Annotated in this window: 13 protein-coding genes and 2 pseudogenes; 11 read left to right on the top strand and 4 right to left on the bottom strand. The window is 56.0% G+C overall.

The window, feature by feature from the left end:
• Together H7A81_RS18350 and H7A81_RS18345 are read left to right on the top strand one after the other, a co-directional pair.
• Nucleotides 1-231 (top strand): annotated as a pseudogene (locus tag H7A81_RS18350) (hypothetical protein); the annotation flags it as partial.
• 26 nt (nucleotides 232-257) lie between these two features.
• On the top strand, nucleotides 258-1,379 hold the full coding sequence (locus H7A81_RS18345; RefSeq protein WP_166933854.1) for an ROK family transcriptional regulator: 1,122 nt from the start codon (nucleotides 258-260) through the stop codon (nucleotides 1,377-1,379).
• A 99-nt stretch (nucleotides 1,380-1,478) separates the two neighbouring features.
• Here the strand turns inward: H7A81_RS18345 and H7A81_RS18340 are convergent, their stop codons facing one another.
• Both H7A81_RS18340 and H7A81_RS18335 read right to left on the bottom strand, forming a co-directional pair.
• Complete coding sequence (locus H7A81_RS18340) at nucleotides 1,479-2,570, bottom strand: ABC transporter ATP-binding protein (RefSeq protein WP_182058319.1); 1,092 nt, start codon at nucleotides 2,568-2,570, stop codon at nucleotides 1,479-1,481.
• Nucleotides 2,571-2,583: 13 nt separating this feature from the next.
• Complete coding sequence (locus tag H7A81_RS18335; protein ID WP_182058318.1) at nucleotides 2,584-3,183, bottom strand: GNAT family N-acetyltransferase; 600 nt, start codon at nucleotides 3,181-3,183, stop codon at nucleotides 2,584-2,586.
• 531 nt (nucleotides 3,184-3,714) lie between these two features.
• Here H7A81_RS18335 and H7A81_RS18330 point away from each other — a divergent pair.
• Genes H7A81_RS18330 through H7A81_RS18320 form a run of 3 tightly spaced genes read left to right on the top strand, consistent with a single transcriptional unit; the run spans nucleotide 3,715 to nucleotide 6,804 of the window.
• Entirely contained in the window at nucleotides 3,715-5,058 is a 1,344-nt protein-coding gene (locus H7A81_RS18330; protein WP_182058317.1) for an extracellular solute-binding protein, read from the top strand.
• A gap of 58 nt (nucleotides 5,059-5,116) precedes the next feature.
• Nucleotides 5,117-5,989, top strand: a complete 873-nt coding sequence (locus H7A81_RS18325; RefSeq protein WP_038643559.1) for a carbohydrate ABC transporter permease — start codon at nucleotides 5,117-5,119, stop codon at nucleotides 5,987-5,989.
• Nucleotides 5,989-6,804, top strand: a complete 816-nt coding sequence (locus H7A81_RS18320) for a carbohydrate ABC transporter permease (RefSeq protein ID WP_034826777.1) — start codon at nucleotides 5,989-5,991, stop codon at nucleotides 6,802-6,804. Before H7A81_RS18325 ends, H7A81_RS18320 begins: the two co-directional genes overlap by 1 nt.
• A 42-nt stretch (nucleotides 6,805-6,846) precedes the next feature.
• Here the strand turns inward: H7A81_RS18320 and H7A81_RS18315 are convergent, their stop codons facing one another.
• Nucleotides 6,847-7,917, bottom strand: a complete 1,071-nt coding sequence (locus H7A81_RS18315) for a tartrate dehydrogenase (protein WP_182058316.1) — start codon at nucleotides 7,915-7,917, stop codon at nucleotides 6,847-6,849.
• A gap of 84 nt (nucleotides 7,918-8,001) precedes the next feature.
• Here H7A81_RS18315 and H7A81_RS18310 point away from each other — a divergent pair, with 84 nt between their 5' ends.
• The 4 genes from H7A81_RS18310 (at nucleotide 8,002) to H7A81_RS18295 (ending at nucleotide 12,446) form a co-directional block, all read left to right on the top strand.
• A complete protein-coding gene (locus tag H7A81_RS18310) occupies nucleotides 8,002-8,907 on the top strand; it encodes a LysR family transcriptional regulator (RefSeq protein ID WP_160868453.1) in 906 nt (301 codons plus the stop codon).
• Nucleotides 8,908-9,161: 254 nt separating this feature from the next.
• Nucleotides 9,162-10,583: a sodium:solute symporter family protein gene (locus H7A81_RS18305; protein WP_182058315.1), complete on the top strand. Its 1,422-nt coding sequence runs from the start codon at nucleotides 9,162-9,164 to the stop codon at nucleotides 10,581-10,583.
• A gap of 1 nt (nucleotide 10,584) precedes the next feature.
• The gene (locus tag H7A81_RS18300; RefSeq protein ID WP_182058314.1) at nucleotides 10,585-11,772 is read left to right on the top strand and encodes an exo-alpha-sialidase; all 1,188 of its coding nucleotides are present in this window, start codon (nucleotides 10,585-10,587) and stop codon (nucleotides 11,770-11,772) included.
• Nucleotides 11,769-12,446 (top strand): SDR family NAD(P)-dependent oxidoreductase, encoded by a 678-nt coding sequence (locus tag H7A81_RS18295; protein WP_058961842.1) that lies wholly within the window; start codon nucleotides 11,769-11,771, stop codon nucleotides 12,444-12,446. The genes H7A81_RS18300 and H7A81_RS18295 overlap by 4 nt, the downstream gene beginning before the upstream one ends.
• A 191-nt stretch (nucleotides 12,447-12,637) precedes the next feature.
• On the opposite strand, the gene H7A81_RS18290 is transcribed toward H7A81_RS18295, so the two are convergent.
• Entirely contained in the window at nucleotides 12,638-14,596 is a 1,959-nt protein-coding gene (locus H7A81_RS18290; protein ID WP_182058313.1) for a sigma-54-dependent Fis family transcriptional regulator, read from the bottom strand.
• 197 nt (nucleotides 14,597-14,793) lie between these two features.
• On the opposite strand from H7A81_RS18290, the gene H7A81_RS18285 reads away from it, so the two are divergent.
• Both H7A81_RS18285 and H7A81_RS18280 read left to right on the top strand, forming a co-directional pair.
• Nucleotides 14,794-15,813 carry a Gfo/Idh/MocA family oxidoreductase gene (locus H7A81_RS18285; protein WP_058961844.1) on the top strand — a complete coding sequence of 340 codons (1,020 nt, stop codon included), beginning with the start codon at nucleotides 14,794-14,796 and terminating at the stop codon, nucleotides 15,811-15,813.
• A pseudogene (locus tag H7A81_RS18280) lies at nucleotides 15,813-16,421 on the top strand (TIM barrel protein); the annotation flags it as partial. The gene H7A81_RS18285 and the pseudogene H7A81_RS18280, both read left to right, overlap by 1 nt.
• Between the last annotated feature and the right edge of the window lie 71 nt (nucleotides 16,422-16,492).

Below are 16,492 nucleotides of genomic sequence, written 5' to 3'. Positions count from 1 at the left end.
TTTTGTCTTTATCTCATGCATCGACTTTCGCTCTGTTCTCACGGACTTCCACACTTTCATTACACTACGCACTTCCTATCTCACGGCAAACTGGCCCTGATGGGGGGACTCGCGGTGCCGATTCAGCCCTGGTTACCGGCCGAGATTGCTGCACAGCTTGTGCCGCCGCAGGGCGATGCCTTAAGCGGCGCACTGCGCATTGCCAGCCAGTTCAGCCAGCAACCGGCTTAGCCTCTTCTAACTTAAAAAAGAGATCCATGAGCGCTCCCAACGTAACTGCACGCATTTTGCGGCTGATTGTCGAAAATGCGCCAATCAGCCAGTCTGACCTTAAAGTCCGTAGCGGCCTGAGCATGTCCACGGTTTCGCAGGCCACCAACCGCTTGCTCTCCGGCGGTATTGTGCAGGAGCTGGGGTTGCGTCGTGTATCAATGGGACGACCGAAAACCCTGCTCGGCCTCAACCCGGATCACGCCAGCGTGGTCGGCATTCAGCTTAACGCCGAGCGTAATTTGATCGTCTTAACCGATCTCAGCGGCAACATTATTGGTGAACAGCAGATCCCTTCAGGCGCGATGACCCCCAAGCAACTGGGTGATGCGCTGGCGAAGTTTTTGCGTGGTGTGGAAGGAAAGAAAGTCGGTGCCATTGGGCTTGCACTCTCGGGGCTGGTGGATGCCAGCAACGGCGTTTGCGTCTTGTCACGCGCGCTGGGCTGGAACAACGTGCCGATTGCACGCCTGCTGGAAGAACGTTTTTCACTGCCGGTCTTTATCGAAAATGATGCCAATGCCTTAGCCATGGCCGCGCTGGTATTTGGCCAGTTGGGCCATGCGCAGTCAGCGGTGATCGCCACCTTTGGCAAAGGGATTGGGGCCGGAATCTTGCTGGATCGCCAGCTCTATCGCGGCCGCCATGGCAAAGCCGGTGAGATTGGTGTGTCATTGCTCGGTGATGGCTCCGAACGCTTACTGGAAGATGTCGCCTCGTCGCAGGCGATTTTGCAGCGCGTGGCAGTTTCACTGAATGAGGCGCTGCCGCAGACGCTACGCGATCTGGATAGCCAGCCTACACCTGAAGTGCTCAGCGCGCTGGCGGAAGCCGGGCAGCATCTGGGCATGTCGCTGGCGAATCTGTCGGTGGCTTACGATCCTGACGTGGTGTATCTGGCGATGGAACCGCAGATGGCCTCGCGCATCCTGCTCGACCACATTACGCAGAGCTTCCAGACCTATCGGCTGAAGATCACGCCGCAGATGACGCCGCTGCAGTTCCTCACTGAGTCGAATCGGATGTGGGCACAGGGTGCGGCCGGCTTTGCAGTGAATAAGCTGTTGGATTTACTGGCGGCGCAGGCCGATGAAGAGACGGTGTCTTAAAGCAGCAATAGTTGTAGTGGCGCGATCTGCATCGACGTTGTTCACTCGTTATCAAGAGAGCGCCGTAGCATAACTACGGCGCTTGCTTCGTTAAGGCGCTTAACGCAGGCGCAATCCCTGTTCATCAAACAACATTCCGCGCTCAGCATTGATCTGATAACTGACGCGGTCGCCAATCTCATGTTCTGCCGCGTTACGCTCTTCAATCACCAGTAACTTCTCCTCACCGATATCTAGGTAAAGATAGTTGGTGTGCCCCAGCATCTCGCTGAATGACAAATCAGCGCTAAAGCTTAGCGCATCGGTATCCTGATTAGCCGGCGAGAAGTGTTCAGGTCGGATTCCCAGCGTGACTTTTTGTCCTTCATGGCAGGCTGCGTCGATCTTCATGGTCAGCGTGTGAATGCCTAAGGCAGGCACGCGCAGCTGCACGGCACCTGGCGCGATCGTGGCAATTTCCGCCTGCAGGAAGTTCATCTTCGGTGAACCGATAAACCCGGCGACAAACAGATTGTCGGGATCGTGATACAACGCCATCGGTGCACCCACCTGCTCAATTTTGCCCTGACGAAGTACCACGATGCGATCGGCCAGCGTCATCGCTTCCAGCTGGTCGTGCGTGACATAAATCATGGTGTTGCCCAGTGAGGCGTGCAGGCGAGCGATCTCAATGCGCATCTGTAGCCGCAGCTCAGCATCCAGATTGGAGAGCGGCTCATCAAACAGGAAAATGCGTGGATGGCGGATGATGGCACGACCGATGGCCACACGCTGACGCTGGCCGCCGGAGAGCGCACGTGGCAGGCGATCCAGCAACTCTGTCAGATGCAGACGCGCAGCCGTCTGGCTAACCGCTTTCTCAATTTCCGCTTTAGATTTCTTCATCACTTCCAGCGGGTAAGCCAGATTGCCGCGCACCGTCATATTCGGATAGAGCGCATAGGACTGAAACACCATGGCAATGCCACGCTCGGTGGCGGGCTGGTGCGTCATGTCTGCGCCTTCAATCAAGAGCTTGCCGTCGCTGATCTCCTCCAGCCCGGCAATCATGCGCAGCAAGGTCGATTTACCGCAGCCGGAAGGGCCGACAAACACCACGAACTCGCCGCTGTTAATGGTGAGATCGATACCGTGAATCACGTTCACATGGTCGTAGGACTTTTTAACGCTTTGCAGATGCAGGCTGGTCATGGTGATGCCTCAATCAGAGTAGTTGGCCCATGTAGATGGCGTTGCTGCGCATAATGTGCGTGAAACCGAGGCGTTGATAAAAGCCGCATACCTTCTCGTTTTGCAGACTCACGCCCAGATAAACACCCGACACGCCAGCGGCGCGTAGGTCCTGCAGCAGTTGCTCAATCAGTTTTCGTCCCCAGCCGCCTTGCTGGGCTGGCGGCAGCAGATTGATGTGCAGATGCGCAGGCCATTGCGCTACCAGTTGTTCCGCAGCGGCATCTGGCTGAAGGATGGCGTCCAGCACTTTGCTGTCGAGGGGGGCTCGCGGCGTGTAGGCGCGATATTGCTGTTGCAGTGGCGGCCACCAATGCGCATCCAGTTCTGCTTCGAAGGCGCGTGTATCCGGTGCTGCCACCGCATAACCCATCACTTCCCCCTCTATTTCAAGGGCATAAGCAAAGTCCGGCGCAAAGCGCGCGTAGGGAATGACAAAGCGCAGGCCGGGCAGTGCCGGGTCGGAATAGAGCGCGGTGGCGTCAGTGCCCGCATTGGCCGTTTCTAAGCAGATGCGCGACAGGGCAGGAAAATCGCTCTCGCTGGCGCGGCGAATAACACCTTTAGCCGTCATGGTGGTGCCTCTGTGGTCATGAGATAAACAGATTTTACGGTAAATAAAGCTGACTTAGTTTTCAAGGTGTAATAATTGCGCTACCGCACAACATCGAGGTAAATCCTGAGGGCGGACGGTGGCGTGAACGGCCACGTGAAGCGGCGCAGAGCCTGTGGTGCCTGTGTTCTGGGATGATTTTGCCGCAAAGGCCTCTCACCTCTCTCAATAAGTATAGAATTTTCATATGGTCTGTCAGTGGGTTAATGCGGCTGAACGGCGTGAGTGATTTGTGCTGTCGGCAGGGCCATGTCTTCTTATGGTGTGCGCTTCAGCGGCTGTCATGCAGAATTCTCTACTGCATAGCCCGCTTTTCTTCTCACAGTTTGCACTGTATCACAGAGCAAAAATTCCGCAGTGAGGGTGTTTGACTTTCTTTTGTTCATAAAGTAAGTATGAATTAACGTCGTTATTACTGCTGCTGAATCAACCTGCCAGGACATGCAGGTGTCGCGATGAAGGGATGCCAGTCATCTGTTGGAGAAACCGAGCATGATGTGTGATTCAACCAAACGTCCGTCCCGTATGAAAAGCTCACTGCGCAGTGTGTCGCGTCTGGTTTCAGCCGGGATTTTGCTCGGTGCGACCCTGGCGACGGCACAAGCGGTCACGCTGAACGAATGGGATATTTATAACTATCCGCAGCAAACCGAAGCCGTGGATGAAGCGGTGAAAGCGTTCCAGCAGAAGAATCCGGGCATTACCATCCAGCGCTCGGTTCACTCTTTTGAAGACACACGCATTCCACTGAAGCTGGCGCTGACTGCCGGTGATGGCCCGCAAATCGCGCAGGTCAATCAGGGCGGTGGCGATATGGGTTCGCTGGTGAAAGACAAACTGCTGTGGCCGCTGGACGATTATGCCAAAACTTACGGCTGGACCACGCGCTTCCCGGATTCGATCCTCAAGCGTAACCGCTGGTCTGATAAGCAAGACTTTGGTAGCGGCAAACTGTATGGCGTGGCGAGTCTCGGTGAAATGGTGGGTCTGTATTACAACAAGGCGCTGCTGGACAAAGCGGGTGTTGCGGTACCGAAAACCCTGCCTGAACTCGAAGCGGCAATGGAGAAACTGAAAGCCGCGGGTACGCCGCCGATGATGCTCGGCCTGCTGGATGGCAATATGGGCCAGCAGCTGCTGAGTACCGTATGGGAAGCACAGATTGAGAGTAAAGATCGCAAGGCCCTCGACGATCTGATTTACGACGTCGGCGGCACCTTCAAAGACGACAAGCTGGTGAAAGCGGCGAGCATGATGAAAAGCTGGAAAGACAAAGGCTACTTCTTCCCCGGCTTTGAAGGCATTGGTCATGATGATGCGGCCACGCTGTTCCAGAATGGTCAGGCCGCGTTCCTGGTGAGTGGCACCTGGTATCTCGGTCAGTTCAAAGACAATAAAGATGTGCACTTCGCGGCGATGCCGATGGGTGAGGGGGTACAGCATGCGCTAATGGTGGGCGGTACCGATCTGGCGTTCTCGATCACCAACACCGCGAAAACCAAAGAGCAGCAGGATGCGGCGGCCAAATTCATCGATTACATCGTTTCCGATGAGATGGCTAACCGCTGGTTGAAAGTGGGCTTCCTGCCGGCAGGCACCAGCAAGAATGCACAAATCCCGGCGGATAACCCGTTGCTGGCAGAGACATATCAGGTTTGGGTGACCCTCAACGAGCATGATGGCCTCGGCCATTATCTGGATTGGGCCACGCCGACCATGAACGCCGAGCTGAATCAGAACGTGCAGCTGTTACTGGCCGGAAGACAGACGCCGGAGCAGATGGTCACCAATTTCGACAACAACTATCAACGTTACCTGAAAACCCTGAAGCACTGATGACGTCCGGCCCGACAGCAATGCCGGGCCGTGAATTAGCCTGCAAGCGAGTAAGGTTATGCTGAACAAATCTGCCTGGCGCAATGCGCTCTATCTTCTGCCTGCCGTACTGGTCTATGCGGTGTTTTTACTCCTGCCGCTGCTGGCCTCGCTCGGCATCAGTTTCACCGAGTGGGATGGCACCTCCTTGCCGATTTTCACCGGTATCAGCAACTACGTGCGCATGTTCCAGGATCCGGTCTTCTGGGTGGCGCTCGGCAACAACGCGCTGCTGATGTTGTTTTACACCTTGCTGCCGATTGGCGTCGGTCTGCTGTTGTGCAGCTTCCTGTATGAAACGCGCAACGGCAAAGAGCGCAGCGTATTGCGTATTCTGTTTTTCCTGCCTTATATCATGCCGATGGCGGTATTGGGCGTGGTGTGGCGTTGGCTGTATAACCCGGCGTTTGGTCCTATCGATCAGTTCCTGCGCGCGATTGGCTTGCCGCAGCTGGCTCTGTCGTGGCTGGGGGATTTCACCTGGGCGTTACCGGCCGTGGGTTTTGTCGCCACCTGGTATTTCTTTGGATTCTGTCTGGTGCTGTTTATGGCTGGATTACAGCGTATGGATCCTTCGCTGTTAGAAGCCGCCGATTTGGATGGTTCTTCACGGCGTCAGAAGTTTATGCGTATCACGCTGCCCTCACTGCGCCCGGAACTGCGCATTGCGCTGCTGCTGACGGTGATTGCCAGCCTGAAGGCCTTTGATCTGGTGTATGTGATGACGCAAGGCGGGCCGGGCACCTCGACCATGGTGACCAACATCTTTATGTATAAGCAGGGCTTTGATCTGCATTACTTTGGCTACGCGTCTGCGGTCGCCGTGTTCAGTATGTTGATTGTGCTGATGATCAACGCCTGTATTCATTTTGCTATTCGGGAGCGTCACTGATGCGCGGTACGCCTGTTGTCTCACGCGCACTGATTTGGATTGTCGCGCTGATGACCATCCTGCCGTTTTTAATGGCGCTGATGACTTCGTTCAAAACCCAGATGGAGCTGTTTCAGGGCGTGTTCACGCTACCTTCATCGCTGAACTTTAAAAATTACGTGACGGCCTGGCAGCAGGGGCACTTCAACGTCTACTTTATGAACTCGGTGCTGGTGGTGATTCCGGTGGTGATCAGCAGCATTTTGTTAGGGATTCTGGCGGGATTTGGTTTTGCCTGGCTGAAAATCCCCGGTAAGAAAGTAATAGCGGCGATGCTGGGCCTGGGTATGGTGCTGCCGAGTGAGGCTTTCATTATCCCGCTTTATCACGAACTGCGCTGGATGGGGCTGACGAACACTTATCTGGCGCTAATCCTGCCACAAATTGCCTTATCACTGCCGTTCACCACGCTGATGATTGCCACAGCACTGCAGCAGGTGCCACGTGAACTGGTTGAAGCGTCAGTGATGGATGGTGCATCCCGGCGCAAAATCCTGTGGGGCATTCTGGTGCCCGCCATCTGGCCCACGCTATCAACGCTGGCGCTGCTGCTGTTTATCTGGACGTGGAATGAGTTCCTGATTCCTCTGATTCTGGTGAACAAGGATGAACTGCGCACTTTGCCAATCGGCATGATGTTCTTCCAGAACAAAAACACCATTGATATTCCAGTGCTAATGGCGGGCGCGATGATTGTGATCATGCCGCTGGTAGCGGTGTTCCTGGTGTTTCAGCGCAAGTTTATCAGCGGAGTGACGGAAGGGGCGGTGAAGTAGGGGGGCGCCCGAGTTGATAGCGGGCGCATCCGTTAAGCCTATTTACAGCGCAGCCGCGATCGCCGCACCCAACTCTTCCGTTGAGGCGATGCCGCCGAGGTCGCGTGTCAGGCTAGTACCGGCAGCCAGGGTACGCTCAATCGCATCCAGCACGGCGGCACCCGCTTCGGCGTAACCGAGGTGCTCCAGCATCATCGCACCACACCAGATCTGTCCAATCGGGTTTGCCACGCCTTTGCCCGCGATATCCGGCGCTGAACCATGCACCGGCTCAAACAGGCTCGGGAATTTCCCTTCCGGGTTGATGTTCGCGGAGGGCGCAATACCGATGGTGCCGGTACAGGCCGGGCCGAGATCCGACAGAATGTCGCCAAACAGGTTGCTGGCCACTACCACATCAAACCAATCCGGATGCAGCACGAAGTTCGCGGTCAGAATATCGATATGATACTTATCGACTTTCACTTCCGGATAGCTCGGTGCCATGGCTTCGACGCGGCTGTCCCAATATGGCATGGTGATGGCAATGCCGTTGGATTTGGTGGCAGAGGTCAGGTGTTTTTTCGGACGCTTCTGCGCTAACTCATAGGCAAACTTCAGGATGCGATCGACGCCCGTACGCGTCATCACCGTCTCCTGAATCACCACTTCGCGGTCGGTGCCAGGGAACATGGTGCCGCCGACCGACGAATACTCGCCCTCGGTGTTTTCACGCACCACGTAGAAATCGATATCGCCGGGCTGACGATTGGCCAGCGGCGCTTTGACGCCCGGCATCAGGCGAACCGGACGCAGGTTGACGTATTGATCAAATTCGCGGCGGAACTGCAGCAGCGATCCCCACAGCGACACGTGATCCGGTACCACATCTGGCCAGCCCACCGCGCCAAAATAGATGGCATCAAACTGGCTCAGAGTGGCGAACCAGTCATCCGGCAACATCTTGCCATGCTGCTGCCAGTACTCGGCGCTGGCAAAGTCAAACCATTGCCACTCCAGAGAAATATCGAATTTCTTTGCCACTGCATCCATCACACGGATGCCTTCTGGCATCACTTCTTTGCCAATGCCATCGCCAGGGATGACGGCGATTTTGTAGGTTTTGCCGCTCATAGGGTTCTCGCAGGTTGCTGTTGATGTTCTGAACGCAGTATAACCATGCATCACCGGGAAATAATTAGCCTGAGCGGCAAGCCAATGTTGAATAAAAGTAGAGAATCGCGTACCTCCACCGACGATCTGGCCTTCTTTGTGCGCGTCGCCGCGCTGGAGAGTTTAACCGCTGCGGCGCGTGAACTGGGGTTGTCGCTGCCCGCCGTCAGCAAGCGTCTCAGCCACCTTGAACAGCGTCTGGGGGTGCAACTGCTTAAACGCACCACGCGGCGGCTGGAACTCACCGCCGAGGGGAAGCGCTATCTGGAAGGGGCTCGCCCGTTGCTCGATCAACTGGCGGAGCTGGAGGAGTCGGTGAGCAGCCAGGCGGCAGTGCTGCGTGGCAGCCTGAACATCAACGCCTCGTTTGGATTTGGACGGCGCCATGTTGCCCCTTGCGTGTCGCGCTTTGCTGCGCTGCATCCTGAAGTCTCGTTATCATTACAACTCAGCAGCCAGCCATTGAATTTCATCGATTCGCACATCGACATTGATATCCGTATTGGCGAACCGCCCGATGCGCGACTCATCGCGCGCAAGCTACGCACCAATCCACGCGTGCTATGCTGCGCCCCGATTTATGCGCAACGTCACGGCCTGCCTGACAGTATTGCGGCGCTGGCGCAGCACAACTGTATTTTGCTACGCCAGTACGAGAGCGATTTCGCATTGTGGCGATTGAGTGATGGCCAGCAGCAGGTGACGCAAAAAGTGCAGGGCAGCCTGATCACCAACGATGGCGAAGTGGCGATGCAGTTAGCGATGGATGGGCACGGCATTTTGCTGCGTTCCTGGTGGGATGCCCAGCACATGATTGAACGCGGCGATCTGCTGCATGTGCTGCCCGCGTGGAGCAGCGCGGACGGGGATATTTTTGCCGTATGGCGGCCACAGCGTCAGTTACCCGCCCGCATTAGCGCCTTTGTGGATTTTTTGCAGTCCGCCTTGTAACTATTAAATAATATTTGATTATTTATAATCATCATTGACTGTTTGTGAGCATGATCAAACAAATCATTGGCTATTTAGCCTATAAATTGCCCTGCTTATGCGTGAATTCATTCTCATGTGAGTGAAATAAATCAATGAGCATAAACAGGGTTGCCTTTGTGCACAGACACTAAAATAACAAAACAGGCAACCTCATTAACGGCAAGCGTGAAGCCCAGCGCAGGCCACGACCCTACGTTATCAATGAGGCTAAAATGAAACAGTTTTCTGCAGAAGGGATGATGATTATTGTCGGGATCGTCATCGCGTATATTCTGTTTACCACCTGGCTGACCTGGCGCCTGCGCAGTAAAAACAGCGGCGACTTTATGGCGGGATCCAACGTGATGCCGGCTTTTGTTGTGGGTGTGATGTTAATGTCTGAGTACATTGGCGCAAAATCGACCATTGGTACCGCCCAGGCGGCGTTTGAAGATGGTTTTGCCGCCTCATGGTCGGTGATTGGTGCCGCGATTGGCTTCCCGCTGTTTGGATTCCTGCTGGTTAAGCGTATTTATAACACCGGAAAAATCACCATTTCGGGTGCGATTGCTGAACGTTACGGCAACTCAACCAAGAACATCATTTCCCTCATCATGATCTATGCGCTGCTTCTGGTGAACGTGGGGAACTATGTGAGCGGCGCAGCGGCGATCTCGACCGTGTTGAACCTCGATCTCACCACGGCGGCCGTGATCACCGCAATCGTCAGTACCTTCTACTTTATGTTCGGTGGCATGAAGGGCATTGCCTGGGTCACGCTGCTGCACAGCGGACTGAAATATATCGGTATCCTGATCATTCTCGGCGTCGCACTGCATATGACCGGCGGCGTTAGCCCGATGATCAAAGAGATGCCGCATTTCTACTGGACGTGGGACGGCAATATTGGGGCCAGCACCATATTTGCCTGGATGATTGGCACCATCGGTTCGATTTTCTGCACCCAGTTTGTGATTCAGGCCATCGCTTCCACCAAAAGTGCCGCATCCGCTAAGCGTGCAACCTGGGTTGCCTTCTTCTTTTGCATGCCGATTGCGATTGCCATTGCGTTGATTGGCGTGGCGGCGAAGTACCTGCATCCGGATATCAAAAGCCTGTATGCACTACCGGTGTTCCTGCAGGATATGAGCCCATGGCTGGCCGGGATTGTGACCACCTCGCTGGTGGCCTCCATCTTCGTCAGTGTCAGTACCGTGGCGCTGGCGATTGCCTCGCTGGTGGTTAAAGATTTCTATGTACCGTATCGCAACCCAACGCCAGAACGTGAATTCCGTATGACGCGCTGGCTGTCGCTGCTGATTGGTTTCCTGCCGTTAATCCTGGTGCTGTTCGTCCCCGAGGTGCTGAAGCTCTCCTTCTTCACCCGCGCGATTCGTCTGTCGATCTCGGTGGTGGCGATTATTGCCTTCTACCTGCCGTTCTATAAGAGTACCCGCGGGGCGAATGCCGGTCTGATCGGGGCCTGCGTGGTCACCACCGTCTGGTATCTGCTCGGCGATCCGTTCGGCATCAACAATATGTACGTGGCGTTGATTACGCCTGCAGTGATCATGGTGATTGATCGCCTGATCCCTTCGGCACAAACGCACGACAAAAAAGCACCAAAATCTTCAATGCAAAACAGTGGAGCCTGATATGACCGATTCAACGATTACCGTCGAACGTAACGGTAACCTTCATCCGCACGCGCGGGATGCGCAGCAGCTCACGGCGATGCTGCCTTCGGTCTGTCCGCAGAATCATGCCGCTAATCTGCTGCCGCTGCCCAACGGCGACCTGCTGTGTGTCTGGTTTGGTGGCACGCAGGAAGGGATTGCCGATATCTCCGTGTGGTGCTCGCGCCTGGAACAAGGTGGCAGCCAGTGGAGTGAGGCGCAGAAACTTTCTGATGATTCGACGCGCTCTGAGCAGAATCCGGTGCTGTTCCTCGATCCTGACCAGATATTGTGGCTGTTATGGACAGCGCAGAAGTCCGGTAATCAGGACACGGCGATTGTGCGCTATCGCCAGTCACGCGATTTTGGCCGCAGCTGGAGCGCCATCGACACGCTGCTCGATCAGCCCGGCACCTTTATTCGCCAGCCGATTACGGTGTTACCGAATGGCAACTGGCTGTTGCCGGTGTTCTATTGCCGCACTCAGCCGGGCGTAAAATGGGTCGGTAATGACGACATTAGCGCGGTAAAAATCTCCAGCGATAAAGGCAAAAGCTGGCGCGATGTGGCGGTGCCGGATAGCCTCGGCTGCGTGCACATGAACATTACTTTATTGCAGGATGGCAGTTTACTGGCGCTGTATCGCAGTCGTTGGGCAGACTTTATCTACCAAAGTCGTTCTGTTGACGGTGGTGAAAGCTGGAGTGCGCCGGTGGCGACGGAACTGCCCAACAACAACTCCTCAATTCAGGTGACCACGCTGAACAACGGCCATCTGGCGCTGGTGTTCAACGCCATGAGCGCCAAAGATGCCAGCGAGCGTCGCCTGTCACTGTATGACGAAATCGAAGATGAGGATGACGATTTGGCGGTGGCCGCTGAACCGGTGGTGCATAGCGGACGCACCGCATTTTGGGGCGCACCGCGCGCACCGATGACGCTGGCCATTTCCCCAGACGGCGGCCAAAGCTGGCCGTGGCAGCGTCATCTCGATGAAGGCGACGGCTACTGCATGACCAACAATTCGCAGCAGAAGCTCAACCGTGAGTTCTCCTATCCCAGCATCAAGCAGAGTGAGGACGGCGCACTGCATATCGCCTACACCTATTTCCGTCAGGCGATTAAGTACGTCCGCGTTAACGAAGCGTGGGTGAGGGGCGAAAAATGAGTCGACACGCGCTGGTGACGGGTGTCAGTTCAGGTATTGGCGCGGCGATTGCCGATCATCTGCTGGCGCAGGGCTGGCAGGTGACGGGGTTCAGTCGCACACTGGTCAAGAAAGATCATCCGGGCTTTACCTCGGTGAGCGTGGATCTGTTCGATGCCAGTTTGCTGAAGCAGGCGCTGGCCGCTTTGCCAAAGGTGGATGCGCTGGTGCATGCCGCAGGCATGATGGCGGCAGCGCCGCTCGGCGATCTCGATGAGGAGCAGAGCGCGCGCCTGTGGTATCTGCATGTGCAGGTGGCGCAGATCATGGCGAACGCGTTGCAGCCGCAGATGACGCAGGGCGATCGTATTTTGCTGATCGGCAGTCGCACTTCACGCGGCGCCGCTCATCGCAGCCAGTATGTCAGCACCAAAGCGGCAATGGTTGGGATGGCGCGCAGCTGGGCGGCTGAATTAGCGCCGCAGGGGATCACCGTGAATGTGATCGCGCCCGGTGCCACTGAAACGCCCATGTTGCTGCAACCTGGCCGTGCCAGTTCACCACCCAAGCTGCCGCCCATTGGGCGCTACATCAAGCCGGAGGAAGTGGCGGCGCTGGCGGGTTTTGTGCTGTCCCCCGCTGCTGATGCAATAACCGGGCAGGAATTGGTTATCTGCGGTGGAGCGTCGTTGTAAAGAGCGATTCGTGTTGTTATCCGCAGCTGATGCAATCACCGGGCAAGAGTGAATGATTTACGGTAGAGCGTCATTGTAGATGGCGGTCAATATACTCCCCCTCATCCGTCTTCCCTGAATCCCGTCCGGGGTTCAGGGAGTGTTGGTACGAGAGCGGGTGGGCTAAAGGAAGCACATGAACCCTTTTTAACCTATCTCCCTCGCAATGCCGTGACATCCACCTGCCAGATATTCAGTTTGTTATACAGCGCGGTACGTGAAATCCCCAGTTGCTGTGCTGACTGGCGCAGGTTGCCTTTTTGCTCGCTCACCACCTGCAATACATGCTGGCGCTCATTCTCCTGCAATGATGTTAAAACGCTGGATTGTGGCGGCGAGACGCGCTGCGTCATCTCTTCCGGCAAATCCGGCTTGCCAATCTCCAGCCCTTCACACAAATTCACCATGCGTTCGACCAGGTTCTCCAGTTCACGCACGTTGCCCGGCCAGTGCCACGTCTGCAAGCAGTGCATGGCTTCAGACGACACCTGCGGCGCGATACGTTTCAAGCGGGTACAGAGCGCCTGAATAAACGTATTCACCAGACCTGGAATATCTTCCTGACGTTCTCGCAACGGCGGAATGGCTAATGAAATCACGTTAAGACGGTAATACAGGTCGCGGCGAAAGGCGCCTTTTTCCACCGCATCCAGCAGATTACAGTGGGTGGCGGCAATGATGCGCACATTGACCTTAAGCGGATGCGCGGCGCCAATACGCACCACTTCACTCTCTTGTAATACGCGCAGCAGGCTGGTTTGCGCCTCCAGCGGCATTTCGCCAATTTCATCCAGAAACAGCGTGCCGCCATCCGCCAGCTCGAATTTTCCCGCGGAGCCGCCGCGCCGGGAACCGGTGAATGCGCCATCGACATAACCAAACAGTTCGCTCTGCACCAGGTCACGCGGCAGGGCGCCGCAGTTGAGGGCGATAAAGGGTTCCTGATGTCGTGGGCTGGCGTTATGGATCGCCTGCGCGAACAGCTCCTTGCCGGTGCCGCTTTCACCGCTTAACAGCACGGTGCTATCGGTACGGCTGCTGGCGCGTGCCTTCTGAATGGCTTGCTGCACGCGCGGAGCGTGGCCGCGGATCATCTCAAAGGTATAACTGGCGCTGACGCCCATTACCTGCCGCGTAATCGCCCGGATGCGCTGGTTCTCGCGCAGAGACAGCACACGTCCACCATCGGGTGCCGGCATCAATGAAATCAGACAGGAGAGGGGCTGCACGCCGTCCGGGATAAACTGCAACTCACGGTCATTACAGAATGGCATGGTCAGCAGCGATCCTCCCTGGGGTTGCAGTAACACATCAATCGGCCCGGCTTGAGGATCGAGACCACTAAAGATCTGCCGCGCATAGCGGTTTAACGTTTTGATCCGTCCGTGGCGATCGCAGACGATCACGCCCTCATTCAGGGTTTCCAGGATCGACTGTTGTTCTGCCAGCAAACTGCGCAACATTAATTGTTGTCCCACCGCTTCAGCAGCGGCCTGTACCGTGCCCAGCGTGTGCGCATTAAAGTTATCCGGTGTGGCGGTGAGTGTGAGCACGCCGAGCAGTTGGCCGCTGGCATCTCGAATCGGCGCGGCTGCGCACTGGTAGTGGCGCTTACGCAGATCGATCTTCCAGTTTTCACCGCTCAACACATACACCAGCCGTTGCTCAATCAGGCAACGTGCCGTGCAGTTGGTGCCGAGCACCTCTTCGCTCAGGATGCTACCAATCGGCGTCAAATCAGCGCCGCAAAAATGCAGCGTGACACCCTGTGCATCCGTGAGGTTGATATGGCCGTCCGGGTTATAGGCCAGCAGGTTTTCCATCACGTTACGCGCCACCACAATCAGCTCGGCATTGTGCGCCAGGATGGCCTTCAGCTCATCCGCAGGAGGCGAAGTGTAGATGAAGGTGTGTGGATCGATGGCGCGCTGCTGCGATCGCTGCCATGACTGCAAAATACTGCGTCGCATCCAGCCCGGTTGTTCCCCCCGGACAAAGCTGTGCCAGCCCTGCCACAGCAAGGTATCCCATTCGCCCGCTTCAGCCCCTTCCGGCAGGCTGAAAATCGGGTCGCTTTCATCTTTAAACGGCAAACGTTCGCTGGCGCGCATCAGAGGCTCCTGGTCAATCTGGAATGTCCATTTTATTGACATGTGAAGTTGACATGTAAAGTTTATGACCAATTCAAAGCGCAACGCTGTGTGGTTCCTCACATAAATTGCCCCTTTTTAGTTGGCATCTGGATTGCAATGAAATGCCTATCTCACCTGTCCCGAACGGACATATCCAAAACAGTAAGGAATGATTTATGACATTTCATCTTCAACCGGTACGTGTTGGTCTGATTGGCGCAGGGCGAATGGGCAGCTTCCACGCCGAGAATCTGGCATATCGCGTCCCCGGCGCCACGCTGGCAGCCGTCGCCGATCCGCAGCCCGGTGCAGCGGAAAAGCTCGCCAGCAAGCTGGGTGTCGCGAAAGCCTATAGCGATTTGCATGCGCTGCTACTCGATCCTGAAATTGATGCGATTGCCATTGCGGCGCCCGCTCGCACCCATGCCGAGTGGGTGATTGCCGCTGCGAATGCCGGTAAGCACGTATTTTGTGAGAAGCCAATGGCGGTCACGCTGGAGGAAGCTGACCGCGCCATTGCCGCCGCCAAAAGCGCAGGCGTAGTGTTGCAGGTGGGCTTTAATCGCCGTTTCGATACGGGTTTTGCGGCGGCGATTGCGGCAGTGAAGGCAGGCGAGAACGGTATTACGCAGTTGAGCCGTTCTGTGACGCGCGATCCGGCGCTGCACGATCCGTCGCGCATCCCGCAGTGGACCATTTATCTCGAAACGCTGATCCATGATTTCGACACCCTGCTGCATTTCAATCATGGGGCGAAGCCGGTGGAAGTGTATGCCATCGCCGATGCGCTGGTGCGGCCGGACTTCAAAGATAAAGGCTTACTGGATACTTCGGTGGTGACCATTCGTTTTGATAACGGAGCGATTGCCATCGCAGAGGCCAACTTCCAGGCAGTGTACGGCTACGACGTGCGCGGCGAAGTGTTTGGCAGTAAGGGGATGTTGCAGGCGGGCCATATCACCTCTTCTAACTGTGTGCGCTACAGCGCCAGCGGCATCAGCATGGAGACCTCGCGCATGGATTCGGATCTGCTGCGCGAAGCCTATGTGGCGGAGATGATCGAATTTGCCCGCTGTATCCGCACTGGTGAAACACCGCGTGCCACCGGCGAAGACGCGCGCAATGCGCTGGAGATTGCGCTGGCCTGTATTGAATCGGTCACCCACAACCTGCCTGTCAAAGTAGGAGCGCGCTAATGGCTGCTTATCAACTCTCGGTTTGTGCCGAAATGGTGTTCCTCGATCTGCCATTTGTTGAGCGTGTGAAACGCATTCACGCGCTGGGGTTTGGCGTTGAAATCTGGGGATGGGCCAATAAAGACATTGATGCGCTGGTCGCAACCGGTGCGCGATTCACCTCCATGACCGGCTACCTCACTGGCAATCTCACCGATGATGACGAGATCCAGCAGCTCTTGCAGAGTGCCGAAGCCTCGCTGGCGGTGGCTAAACGGCTTAACTGCCCTGGATTAAATTTGCACGGCACCGGGCTGGATGACAAAGGCTTGCCGGTTAAACCCGTGGAAGTGGTGACCGGTGCGATGTGGCTGAAAGCGGTCGATACCTTGCGCAAAGTGGCGCAACTGGGCGAGCGCGCCGGGCGCGTGTTCACCCTCGAAAACCTCAACCTGCCGGTCGATCATCCTGGAACCCCGTTTGCGCTGGCTGCCGATACCCTGGCGCTGGTGGAAGCGGTCAACAGCCCGGCGCTAAAGATGAATCTCGACCTTTACCATGCGCAGATTGGCGAGGGCAATTTGATTGAGCTGATTCGCCGCAGCGGTTCCGCCATTGGCGAAGTTCAGTGATCGGAAGAGTACACGTCTGAACTCCAGTCACATTCAGAAATCTCGTATGCCGTCTTCTGTTTGAAAAA

It is taken from the genome of Pantoea sp. ME81, assembly GCF_903970985.1.
GTDB classification, from domain to species: Bacteria; Pseudomonadota; Gammaproteobacteria; order Enterobacterales; family Enterobacteriaceae; genus Pantoea; species Pantoea communis.
The sequence above is the reverse complement of the archived record's forward strand: the minus strand, read 5'-3'. Positions and strand labels throughout refer to the sequence as shown.